General features: G+C 32.2%; 12 protein-coding genes. 5 read left to right on the top strand and 7 right to left on the bottom strand.

Annotation, left to right across the window (positions count from 1 at the left end; translation table 11 throughout):
* Window positions 1-8: 8 nt before the first annotated feature.
* The 7 genes from JHL15_RS15640 to JHL15_RS15665 all read right to left on the bottom strand — a co-directional run bounded on the left by JHL15_RS15640 (window position 9) and on the right by JHL15_RS15665 (window position 4,898).
* On the bottom strand, window positions 9-1,091 hold the full coding sequence (locus JHL15_RS15640; protein WP_200247209.1) for an HlyD family secretion protein: 1,083 nt from the start codon (window positions 1,089-1,091) through the stop codon (window positions 9-11).
* Between the two features lie 598 nt (window positions 1,092-1,689).
* Window positions 1,690-1,860 (bottom strand): hypothetical protein, encoded by a 171-nt coding sequence (locus tag JHL15_RS15645; RefSeq protein ID WP_200247211.1) that lies wholly within the window; start codon window positions 1,858-1,860, stop codon window positions 1,690-1,692.
* A gap of 433 nt (window positions 1,861-2,293) precedes the next feature.
* Window positions 2,294-2,425, bottom strand: a complete 132-nt coding sequence (locus JHL15_RS21310) for a hypothetical protein (RefSeq protein WP_262895637.1) — start codon at window positions 2,423-2,425, stop codon at window positions 2,294-2,296.
* Window positions 2,426-2,609: 184 nt separating this feature from the next.
* Window positions 2,610-3,116: a CPBP family glutamic-type intramembrane protease gene (locus JHL15_RS21370; protein WP_200247213.1), complete on the bottom strand. Its 507-nt coding sequence runs from the start codon at window positions 3,114-3,116 to the stop codon at window positions 2,610-2,612.
* A gap of 787 nt (window positions 3,117-3,903) precedes the next feature.
* The gene (locus tag JHL15_RS15655) at window positions 3,904-4,368 is read right to left on the bottom strand and encodes a CPBP family intramembrane glutamic endopeptidase (protein ID WP_200247215.1); all 465 of its coding nucleotides are present in this window, start codon (window positions 4,366-4,368) and stop codon (window positions 3,904-3,906) included.
* Between the two features lie 183 nt (window positions 4,369-4,551).
* Window positions 4,552-4,713 carry a bacteriocin gene (locus JHL15_RS15660; RefSeq protein WP_200247217.1) on the bottom strand — a complete coding sequence of 54 codons (162 nt, stop codon included), beginning with the start codon at window positions 4,711-4,713 and terminating at the stop codon, window positions 4,552-4,554.
* A 23-nt stretch (window positions 4,714-4,736) separates the two neighbouring features.
* Window positions 4,737-4,898 carry a class IIb bacteriocin, lactobin A/cerein 7B family gene (locus JHL15_RS15665; RefSeq protein WP_200247218.1) on the bottom strand — a complete coding sequence of 54 codons (162 nt, stop codon included), beginning with the start codon at window positions 4,896-4,898 and terminating at the stop codon, window positions 4,737-4,739.
* Between the two features lie 549 nt (window positions 4,899-5,447).
* Here JHL15_RS15665 and JHL15_RS15670 point away from each other — a divergent pair.
* From JHL15_RS15670 to JHL15_RS15690, 5 genes are all read left to right on the top strand, one after another.
* The gene (locus tag JHL15_RS15670) at window positions 5,448-7,850 is read left to right on the top strand and encodes a hypothetical protein (protein ID WP_200247220.1); all 2,403 of its coding nucleotides are present in this window, start codon (window positions 5,448-5,450) and stop codon (window positions 7,848-7,850) included.
* 140 nt (window positions 7,851-7,990) lie between these two features.
* Window positions 7,991-9,067, top strand: coding sequence for an alpha/beta hydrolase family protein (locus JHL15_RS15675; protein ID WP_200247221.1), 1,077 nt, complete (start codon window positions 7,991-7,993; stop codon window positions 9,065-9,067).
* 508 nt (window positions 9,068-9,575) lie between these two features.
* Window positions 9,576-11,345, top strand: a complete 1,770-nt coding sequence (locus JHL15_RS15680) for a hypothetical protein (RefSeq protein WP_200247223.1) — start codon at window positions 9,576-9,578, stop codon at window positions 11,343-11,345.
* A 137-nt stretch (window positions 11,346-11,482) separates the two neighbouring features.
* A complete protein-coding gene (locus JHL15_RS15685) occupies window positions 11,483-12,196 on the top strand; it encodes a 2OG-Fe(II) oxygenase (RefSeq protein WP_200247224.1) in 714 nt (237 codons plus the stop codon).
* Between the two features lie 76 nt (window positions 12,197-12,272).
* Complete coding sequence (locus JHL15_RS15690) at window positions 12,273-12,533, top strand: Ada metal-binding domain-containing protein (protein ID WP_200247226.1); 261 nt, start codon at window positions 12,273-12,275, stop codon at window positions 12,531-12,533.
* Window positions 12,534-12,591: the final 58 nt, after the last annotated feature.

Genomic DNA, 12,591 nt, shown 5'->3' on the forward strand with positions numbered 1-12,591 from the left:
CGATTTCATCATTTCAGCTTCGGATTAAACCAATTATCAGCTTTGTCAAATAACAATTGCCACAAAGTACGGTCTATCATATGAAAACGAGCTGTAAGCGTCATTCCTTTTCCGATTTCTCCTTTATATCCGTTTTTTAACTTCAAATAATTCCTATCCATTTTACAGAGAACCCTGAAAAAAGCTTCACCAGTTTGTTGGTTTACTTTGATATTCTGGTCTATTTCCTGCACTCTGCCATCCAACAATCCCCATTGATTATAGTTATAAGTATCTACCTGAAATTTCACCTTTTGTCCTATTTGGATAAACCCAATATCCTTTGGAGACACCAGACATTCTACAACCAAAGATTGCTCAGGAGAAATTTCTCCTACTGTTTGTCCCTGAACTAAGAAATTTCCTTTTTGTATTCCTGAAAAATTAACCAGTCTTCCTGAAATAGGGGCAATAATGATATAGTTATTTTGTTCCTGATTAATACGTTGTATTTCAGAGCCAAATGAACGTAATTGTCTTTCAACTTCCCGTTTCTGTGCCTGCCATTGGGCAATTTGCTGCTCTCTTATATTGGCAACTTGCTTTACAAAACCCAGATGGTCATAGTAGTTCTTGTCATATTCTGCTTTGGGAATTACACCTTGCTTGTACAGAGTAACAGCTCTATCTAAATTTTTTTGGGCTAAGGAGAGTTGAGTTTGAACTTGTGCAATTTTTTCCTGCATGGCAGAAAGCTCTTTTTGATATTGTCCTGTCTCCAAGTGAGCATATTGACCTTTAGTTAATTGTGTTAAATCTCTCAGTTGTGCAGCATAATCATCACTCTGGCTATTTTGCAGGTGCTTTTGAGTGTCTAACTGCTCTGCAGTTATAACAAGCAATGTATCTCCTTGTTGTAAAAATTGATTGTTCTTTTTCAGGGTAGTTTTTATAATTCTACCATTGACCACAGAATTGAGTTGGGTATTTTCCGATATAGAACGAACGACACCTTTCGATGATGAGGAAATGGGTACATTAATCATAGGCAAAGAAGCCAAAATTAAGATCACCAATAATAAAATACCCAGATAAGTGAGGTTTTTAAGCATCTTTTTAATCTAGTTATATAGTTTTCAGTAAACAAAATTTATTGATTTTAAAAATGCAAACTTTATATAGACAGAATTACTATGAAAACCATTAGAGCAATAGCTATTGCCACACCAATGTTATATTCATTATCGTTTAAACTTTCTTTTTTGTGTTTATACATTGCAACTATTTTAAGTGTTATTTTCTTTTATTTTTTTGCATATATTTTTATGTTGAATTCTCTTTTAACTTCTTTTTGCACACCTAGAGTTAAATACAAAAAAAGAATTAACAAACTAAAGACAATAACACCAATTAGAGTAACTATTATTCTACTCTTATTTAAAAAATTTAACATTGAAAATATGATTTGTTAATTAAAAATCACAAGGCTGCATCAATATACAGCCTTGTTTTTAAATTTCATTATTTTTTACAATTTTCGTTTTACATATATTCCTTGATCCAAAATTTAGATATTTTAAAAGGATTATATGTTTTATATTTTCTTGCAAGGTATATATATATAATTAGATCTGTTGCAATAAAAAATATTGCGAATATAATATCAATCATAATATTAAGTTTTAAAAAATAATGTTAGTATACAAAAAATTAATGTATACCTCCCATACCATAATCATTAGCAGTAAAAGTACTATTCTGCGCTAACCAGTTTCTATAAGCAAGTGTCAATCCGGCTCTAAAAGGACCAAAAAAGCCTCCTTCTGTTTTCTTCATTTCTTTTGTACTTAATTCTTGTACATTTAATTTAGATAAGTTCATTTTTTTTCGTTTTAAAATTAATATTCTATTTAAATATTAAAAAACATCTTGTGCACTTGTGTTTTTCATTTTTACTAAAATATATTTACCTATAGAGAATTCCAAATAAAATAGTCCCTAAATAATGGATTTATACTTAATACTTAAATTTTATAATTCATTAACTTATTTTACCCCATTACAAATCTATATTGTATTAATAATTTACATAAACATCATTTGCTGGCCGTTTTAAAAAACCCACATAATTACCATTAAATAAAGAAAACATCCCTATAAAAATTGTAAAAACAAGCACTGAAAAAACAGTGCCTTTATTAGAAAACCTTCTTTTGGAGCAGATATATTCATAAGACGTTATTGGCTTCTTTGAACAATAAAAGACTTCATTTTATAGTTAATGAAATAAAGCCAATATTAGCTGAGTAAAATATTAACGATTTTGCTCACTTATATTGATCTTTTCCAAATGTCTTTCCGCATAATTCTTTCCCCAGTTATAAAGAACAGCAAGGGATAAAGTACTGATAATTAAAACCATATATGTCTTTTTTCTAGTTTCCATTCTCTAAATATTTTTTGCGTATTGATATCAAAACCCACCTTTTATTCCTTTGGTTCCTTATTACATAAGTTCAGCAAAGTAACATTAAGTTCTTTAAAATTTTCCAAATTGAATTCTCCCTCAACTTTTATAAACTATTTTGTCATTATTTCTGCACATTTAAATGGAGATAAATGAGAAAACGCTACAAATAATCCACGATCGATTTATTCAATAAGCTAAGGCTTCCTATAAAATTGATAATTACATGAAGAATAATATTGTATAACATACCATATCTTAACCGAATTTTATTTAAAAACAATCCTAAAATTATTTTAGGGATTATAAACAGCGTAGAAACAATTATAATATTAGACGCTTCTTTAATCAAGCTTAAATGATATAAACCAAACATTACAGCAGAAAGTATTGATAAACTATTTACACTGATTTTCTCTAAAAAACTTGCTCCCCAAAAATATAGTAACAGCACTATCAGTATAATAATAAAAAGAGATAAGATTATCTTCTCTGTTTTAAAATCAAGCATGAAAACCTTATTAAATGTAAATACTACCCCTAAAATAGTTGACAAATAAATTCTTTTTCGCACATCTTTTAAAGGCCACCTAAAGATAAATTCTTCAATTAACGGGCCTATAAAAATTGCAATAATTAATGAATATAGTATTCCGCTTTTTTCGACCATTTCGTCGATTGTTCTAAATTTTATATTATCAAAAAATTGAGTGAAAATAAATACAACCAATAGTGTAAGAATAAAATATACAGATAATGTATAAAATGATAAGACCAATAGTTTTTTTTTTCACCATATGATTTGTATTAATTGAATTAAAAAAGGAAATACTTTTACTGCTCGACAAGCATAACAAACAATATATATATTCTTGTCTTAAAAATTAATTATTCTTTTCTAATGTGTTTTTTATAATCTATTATTAGCTGCAGAATTGAGCTAGACATTTTCTAAACAAGAAAACTATATTCCTATCCAGTTTATTTTTATATAATGTTCTTTATCATATAATTTTATATTCCTTCATTAATTATATAACATTCATTGTTCTAGTAATCTCTGGTATTAATTTATAGTCAGGTTTTAAATCCTTCAATTCAAACCTTTTTTTTAATTGGGGTATTGCTGTGCCATTTGGGTTAGTTCTAAATCATATGCAGCGATGAGACAGTTGAATGGAACATCAAATTTCATTATTTTCTTAAAAATAATTTGGATCCAATTAATTTATCTTTAGAGTTTGTTCATTTTAACATTTCGTCCAGAATAATATACTGAGACATTATTTGTTCAAAATTATTTATTAAGTTTTCATTTTTTTATTCCAGAATTAGGAAGTTCCTCTAAGTAAAGTTTTTAAACATTGCTGACTATGTAGGAAGTATATTAATAATTATTTTAAAAAGTTTAGATCTCATTTTTTAAATTAGAATTGTACACAGGAAATCCTGTATAATTAAGGAGAATCTATAAATAATATTCCATAAAGATTATAAAGCGCATGAAGTAGGACCGTAAAACAATAGGAGTAACCAGGAACTTTTTTATTAAAAATGACATAAAAAGTATTCAAAATAAGTCCCCCAAAAAAAGTTGCTACAATGTATAACCAATTATAATAGTGCTGAGCTGCAAATGCTACGCTCATTATTATAATACAAGTTAAACTATTTTTAATTTTAAAAAGTTCATCAAGAATTAGGTAAAGTCCTGTTTGAAAAATTACAGTTTCTATCAATGGCGCTACAAAAACAGCAACATAAAACATTTGTTTTTTAGAAAGATCATCATGATAACTTGTTTCTAAATGAAAAAAATTATTATTTAAATAATTAAATAAGTGAAAATTTAAAATTGAAAGTATTAGAAAAAAAACAAACAAAAAAATGTTTTTTAGTATGAAAGTCAATTGAGATTTCATTTTTATCTTTTACGAAACTCCCATTTTCTAAAAGAAATGGGAGTTATTAAAATGTATTTATTACTTAGAATATTTATTATACAGGTATATCAAAATTGCCATTACTATAAATATTGTTAATAATATATTACCTGTTGACATTCTTTTATTTTCCATATAATAATTAGAATTACTGGTTATATATTACCAACGTTGCCAAGTTTGGGAGGTTCCTCCATTCATAATACTTTTAACAAGACTACCTACATGCATACCTAGGTCATGCATGAATTGATCCCCACCATTTACTTTCCTTAGCTCTTTATCATTCAACTCTTGAACTTTGATTTTTTTAATATTTTTCATATTTTAACATATTTTACTGTTTATTAATTACGGCCCTCTCTATATCCTTTTATAAAATCACCTCCTTCATTATAAAGATATATAATAGCTCCTGCGATTGCTAGACCAGCTTGCCACCAACCTCCCTCGGTTTTTCTCATTTCTTTTGTACTTAATTCTTGTACATTTAATTTAGATAAATTCATTTTTCAACGTTTTTAAATTAATATTCTATTTAAATATTAAAAAACATCTTGTGCACTTGTGTTTCTTATTTTCACTAAAATATATATCCCTATAGAGAACTCCAAATAAAATAGTTCCCATACAATAGATTTATAGTTAATGCTTAAATTTTATAATTCATTAACTTATTTTACTCATTACAAGTCTATAATGTATTAATAATTTACACATCCTTATCCTTTCAATTCTTAATCGTAATGAAATTTTGAATCCAAAATAAAAGTATTTTTTAATGTAAAAAGTATTAATGTAACAAGCAACCTGTTTTTAGGTGGCAAAACAACGGAAATATCTATTCCTGATGTATCTTCTCTTTTGATATCTACACTTTCAGATAAATCTACCAAGGATACCAAAATCACTACCTTACAATAAATAGCGTTATTTTTTCATCGAACACTGATAATTAGTTAAAATCTTATTAATTTTTCAAGTTAAAAGACAAATATCAATTTTGGAATCTTTAATTGAGTAATTTAGCACTGGACTAAAAATGCGCTGAGATTTCTATGAAAAATATTTTCTTTCTATTACTTATTTCCACTGTACAGCCTGTACTGTCACAAACTAAATTAGAAAAAGCAATAACAAATCTTGAGAATAATTACGAACAGGAAAAGGTATACATCCTTACCGACAAATCACAATATGCCGCTGGTGATCAGATCTGGTTTAAAAGTTTCGTATTTGACGGTTACAACCGTTCCCCCCTGTCTACGACTCTATTTGTGGAATTGTACAACGCTGATAAGAAATTAATAGACTGGAAAACCATACTTCTTACCAATGGTGAAGGCAGTGGAGATTTTAAATTGAAAGGAGATCTTCCCGAGCAAGTCTACTTTGTAAGAGCCTACACTCCTTACATGACCAATTTTAACGAAGATGACCAGATTGTTAAAGTCATTCCTATTTACAATCCTAATTCAACGCAAACATTAGAGGTTTCCAAAACTTCCGATTGGTCTGCCAAAGCCTTTCCTGAAGGCGGAGCTTTCATTAATGGCATCCTTACAAAATTTGCCGTAAGATTGTTAAGCAATACTTCTTTGCCTGAAAAATGGAGTGGGAAAATAATAGAGATGCAAAATCCCAATGTACCTATAACGACCTTTACCTCTTTCGATAAAAATGTTGCTTCTTTTACAATAACCCCAGCTTTAGGAAAAAAATACCAGGCTATTATTGAGGATAATACAGGAAAAAAGCAGACCATCAATTTACCGGAAGTTGCAGATAGTGGTCTCCATTTAGAAGTTTCCAGCTCAAAAGAAGGCATTAAATACAGTTTAAAAGGAGTCAATTTAAAACAACAACTCCAAAATTATAAAATTGTAGGAACCATCAATAATCATCTTGCTTATAAAGCCAATATCACTCAGTTAATGAACGAGGCTTCAAGCCTTATTCCTACAAAGATCAGCAATGGAGCCAATGGGGTTTTACAGTTAGCTATTTTTGATGAACAAGACAATCTCATTGCAAAAAGGCTTTGCTTTATAAAACCTAATAATTTAAAGGTTGAGAAAGCAGAAATTATCGGTCAGAACTTAAAACAAACACCAAGATCCTTCAACAGTATCGACCTTTCCCCTGAGTCTTATTTTAAAAACTATACCGTTTTGGTAAGTGATGATGATAGTAGCAACAAAACTGACGAAGAAAATATACTAAGCAGTCTTTGGTTAACGGGGGACCTTTCTTCAAAAATAGATAATCCAGCACAATATTTCTCTAAAACAGCCAATGCTGAAGCACTGGACGCCTTGCTAATTTCTGAAAACTGGAAAAGATTTGACTGGAACTCAGTTCTTAGTGGAACCACACCAACACTTAAACCCAATTCTCAAAAATTTCTTTCTTATCGGGTAAAACCACTTAAAGACAATGCCCTGATGAAAGACACTAATGTCAATTTGGTATTAAGATTAGGAGAAACAGAGCCTACCATTAATCAGTTCAGGACAGATCAAATGGGGTACGTTTATTTAAACAATCTTAGTTTTGATGAACCTTTGAATGTTTCCGTATTTGTAAATTCAGAGAATGGTAAGGAGTCAAACAATGACAATTTATTTGTCACAGTAGAACCTCTGGTTACTCCTACACCATTTAAAGGTAACTTTCCAACTACAAAATACACATTGGTAACAGCTACTGAAAATAAAAAACTTTCTCCAGCCATTTCGAGAGCTATCAATACTCAGAAAAATAGTAAAAAACTGGAACATGTTGATGTTCAGATTGAAGAAGTACAATTAGTAGGAAAAAAGAAAGATCCAAAAGAAGAGCTTGACAAACAATTATCCACAGGAATGTTTAGTTCTGTCAATTCTACGATATTCGATTTCGTTAATGAAGATCAGCATGCTGCAGGATCAACCAACATATTAGACTGGTTACAGGGAAGAGCGGCCGGCTTAACATTTCAAAGAAATAATTCAGGAATCAACGTTCCTTATATTCGGGGTCAGCAGGCTAAGCTTTATCTGGATGAAACACCTACTGATGCGAGCATGATCTCAAGCCTTCCTATAAACAATATTGCGATGGTAAAAATCATCAAAGGATCCGGATTAATAGGTGATGCTGTAGCCATCTATACGATGAGAGGTAATATGAAATCTAAAAATAATGAAAAGGCAACCCAAAAGAACAACGTATCTGTCATAAAAGGATATGATAAACCTTCAGAATTCCTTATTGAAACATTAGATACTGATGATCCCACAAAGAAGATCGAAAACGATACCAGGGAAACACTCTATTGGAACCCTAATTTATTTGACAGTGACAATATCCCGCCAAGAATTAAGTTTTTCAATAATGACACTGCCAAACAATATAAGGTACTGATCATAAGTTTTGATGAAGATGATAATTTATTGTATGAGAATGAGGTTTTTAAATAATATTACTTTTATAACTTTTTGACCATTTACAAGTATCTGATGTTTTCTTTTCTATATTCGAAAAAGCTTACATAAATTCGACACAGATTTTGAATTTATACATACATTTGAGCCACTTCAAATTAAACTATTACATACCCATGATCACTAAGAAAGTTAAAGCATCTGTCCTCTTATTTTCATTCCTTTTTTCATCGTTAACCTATTCTCAAACAATACAAAACAAAACTGATAAGGTTCAAGAAAATCAGATACATGAAGAACAATACATTCCCATCAATGGTATTGAACAATGGGTAACCATTAAAGGAAATCCTTCGAAACCCATTATTTTGTTTCTCCACGGTGGTCCGGGAAGCCCAATAACTCCTTATATTGATGTTTTATACAAAGGCCTGGAAAAGGATTTTATTGTTGTTCAATGGGATCAGCGTGGTTCCGGAAGAACGTATGGTCACAATAATCCACCTGAAGAACTGTCTCCCGATTATCTGAAAGCTCACCCTCTAACTCTGAAACAAATGACCAATGATGGTGTTGCACTTTCTAAATATCTTTTAAAACATCTTCGAAAGCAAAAGATCATTCTTTCCGGTACATCCTGGGGATCCGCTCTCGGAGTAAAAATAGCGACCCAATCTCCCCATCTTTTTTATGCCTATATAGGACATTCTCAAATCGTCAATCCAAACTTCACCAAAGAAAGATATTCAAAACTTTACAAAATAGCAGAAGATAGAAAAGACGATGATGCCCTGAAAATATTAAACACAATAGGGCAACCACCCTATTCCAGTGCAAAAAATTCGGGAATGCTTTATAGAGTGATCAAAAAATATGAAAAGGCAAACTCTACTCCCGCTCCTGAAAACTGGTTTATACTAGATCCGGCTTACAATAATGAAAAGGATAATAAAGACAGAGAAGACGGCGACGACTACTCATTTGTGAATTTTGTTGGTGATGAAAAATTGGGAGTACAATCAATGGGAGCATCCATTGACATGATGAAAGATAACCTGGATTTTAAAATCCCTTTTTATCTTATTCAGGGAGAAGAGGATATCCTGACTCCAAAAGATATGTCGAAAAAGTACTTCGAAGCATTAAAAGCTCCTAAAAAAGAATATTTCTTATTACCCAAAGCAGCACACGGTTTTAATCAGTCAGTGGTGGATACACAGTATAAAATATTCAGGAGCATAAGGACGAAATAATGAAGAGGATTTGAAGCCGGAAGATGGAAGTTGCGACAGTGATATTCCTTGCCGATACATTGTCATTATCTTCCGGCGAGCGATACCCATCCCAGATATAAATAGTCAATTTTCCAGCCTATTATCTCGTTACTTCACGATTCAATAGGCTTTTTTATATTTCCCAAAGCAGCATTCTATTTTTAAAACATACCTAATGACATTTGGTATCACCAAACAACATCTTCTTAATTTATACAATACATCATTCTGTTTTATAATTAATCAACCATAACAAAACAATGATTCAAAAATAAAATACCTGATTTATAAAAACTAGGTGTTTACCCTGACCTATATGTTCAATTTTCGAAAGAAATTAGCCATATAAACAATGGCTAATTGATATTCTTTTGAACCCTGCTCCGTGGAATTTCATATCCACAAAGTTCAGCTGGATGGGTAAAATCACCTCCAGATAAAAAGGTGAAAAAATGAAATCGTAAATATTGCTTAAAAAATAATAATCATGAAAGAAAAACAGGTAAAGCAACAGGAAGACCTATCTCAGATACGAGCTATTTTACAACGAATTACAATTGATGAAAGATTTCAATGGGGCTCACAAACATTCGTACAGGATCAGGAGTATGATTTGAACCTTATTAAAAAAGATGTGGATTTCAATCTGAAAGATGACTTGACCTACATAGACCGCCTAAGGCAAAATTACAATTCGCCAGTAACCGATATTAAGGATCAAGAAATGTTAGAGGCCGAGTTGAACAGAATGGAAAAAATGTACAATTATAAGATCAATTATCTGACTATTATGTCCCATTTGAAAGATATGGAGGATAAACCTAAGATTGAATTGGCAAAACTTGAAAAAAGATATTCAGATGAAATTCGCCAGTTGGAATATGAACGTTCCCAACCAATGCATTTCAGGCAGCGTACCCATGAAGGATACAAGAGGAAAATAATCAGAAAGTCCGAGCGATCATATGATCAAAAAATAAAGAAAACAAAAACAAACCTCGAAGAAGAGAAAAAGGAAACAACCACCAGGATAAAACAGGAAGAAAAAGACTTGATCAAAGAAGTTACCCGGTTCCTGAACATTGATGAACGTTATATACCTCTTATAAAATCCGGTACTATGTTACTGCCGAGTGACTCACGCCTGGCTGCCATTTTTCCGAAAAATCAGTGGCTCACCTTTAACAGTTCCAACAAAATAAACAGACACAAGATCATGCACCGACATGCCCGAAAACTTTTGTTGAATAATAACCTTTTTACAGGAAAATCTAAGGATAGAACAGGTATATTACCCAGCAGCAGAAAAGGATGTATTTGTATTATGTATATTAAAGAAGGACATATGAAAGACAAAAGTGGCGCAACTTTCAGGCCTGTGTTTGGTGCATCCGATATTACACCTTATGGCACACAAAGTTTACAAAAAACAGAGATAGAAAGAAATAGCTACACCAGCATGGGAGTACCAAATCCCATGGATATATCCGATATTTCTTATGAAAAAACTGCTGAAAGCTTACGTAAACACGTGGATATCATGCAGCGCCTTGGCATAAAACCTCCTTCTATGCAGTCTGGTTTATACTTTCTTCAAACTCCCGAGTATAGGGCCAATAAAAAAATAAGCGAAATGCAGCAACCTAAGATAATAAAGAATCGCCCGATTAATCAAATAACACAAAACGTGATTGATATAGAGTCTCAGAGAGCAGAAGATCAATTAATTTGCCAGGCGAAACAAAACAAGATCGGTATGCTTGAAAGCTGGATGCCCAGTAACTGTGCCGAACCGGCTATTATGACCGCTATTTACCAAATGTATAGCCGACCGGCCGATATTTATCTGTCTGTACCTTTTGAAGGTTATTTGTCTGAAGGGAAACTTTTACTCAAATATACCTGTACCAGATGTGCCCTATCAGAGCCTGCCTTTATGTCTCCTGACGATAGTTCATATGGACAAAGACTTACCGACATGCGCCTGCAGAGTAACAGATCTTCCCTGGTAAGCGATCATATATTATCGGCCGGTTTAATTTATAATCATGACAAGAAGAAGATAAAGGACAAGGAGAAGCAGGCCCACCCTTATAGTAATAAGTCTGATGCTATAACACGTACAGTTCTTCGCAATCAGGGACATGGTTTTGGACACGTAAAACGTGGTCACGAGCAAGTTGCCATGGATATCACAATTAGACTCATGATAAGCCAGAGTATCAAGGAAGCAACTGAAGATTATATACTGCAATAAAAATATCCGGATATACAATTGGCTATATCAATGAAATAGATCTGAAACAAGTCAGATTAATTCTAGTACAATACCGCAAGTTTCGGATTTCTTACTTCTTCATATAAAACTAATTTTATCCTCATAAAAATCATAATATGAAAGATATAGAAAAGAGACTGGCTTCAAGGGATTGGCAGAAGATTACGGGAGAACTGCATGACAAAGGGTTTGTGATAGTCAGGGATGTATTAAGCAAAATGGAATGTGATAATCTAATTGCCACTTACAATGCAGACAATACCTACCGCAAAACCATCAATATGGAACGGTACCGGTTTGGTCTGGGAGAGTATAAATACTTTCAATATCCATTGCCTGAATTGATTACCAAAATACGCGAACAGATATATGCTGAAATAGCACCAGTGGCGAATCAATGGATGCAAGAACTTAATATCGATAAAAAGTTTCCTTCGACACATAAAGCCATGAAAAAGCTCTGTCAGGAACATAGCCAGGAAAAGCCAACCGTTCTGATATTAAAATACGGTAAAGGAGGTTTTAATACCTTGCATCAGGATCTGTATGGTGAAATTTACTTTCCGATGCAGATCGTTTTTATGCTGGATCAGATAGAAGAAGATTATAAGGGTGGGGAATTTGTCATAACAGAGCAGATTCCTCGTGCGCAATCCAAAGCCAATGTATTAAAACCCAACCGGGGCGACATGCTGATACTGACAACCAATTTCCGTTCCGTGAAAGGATCTAAAGGCTATTACCGGGTTAATATGAAACATGGGGTAAGTCCTCTTCATAGTGGACACAGACATAGTCTTGGTATTATTTTCCATGATGGATTGAGTTAGCTACAAAATAGACAGAAATTAAAAGATAATTCTATGTCATATTTTCAATCTAAAAACTAATAGTAAAACTCCCCAAATGATAAAGCATACTGATCTGGGTGAAACCCCTGAAAAGAGAGAAAAGACACTCCGTTCTTTAATCCGAAAAGGTGATGTGGCACTCGCTGGTTATGTAAAAGCAAAAATCTATGGTTTGCTTTCATGCTCATCCGGTAAAAGAATGAAGCCTGAAAACCGTGTTTTCTTTAAGAATGAAGTAGAAGCATTAGGCCATGGATACAGACCATGTGGACATTGCATGAAGGAAAAATATGAGGAATGGAAAAAGAAAAAGTAGATATTTTATTGATCTAAATAAAAAAGCCCTTCAAAAGAGGGCTAAAACTAATATATCA

The sequence above is a fragment of the Chryseobacterium paridis genome, from assembly GCF_016595215.1.
GTDB classification, from domain to species: domain Bacteria; phylum Bacteroidota; class Bacteroidia; order Flavobacteriales; family Weeksellaceae; genus Chryseobacterium; species Chryseobacterium paridis.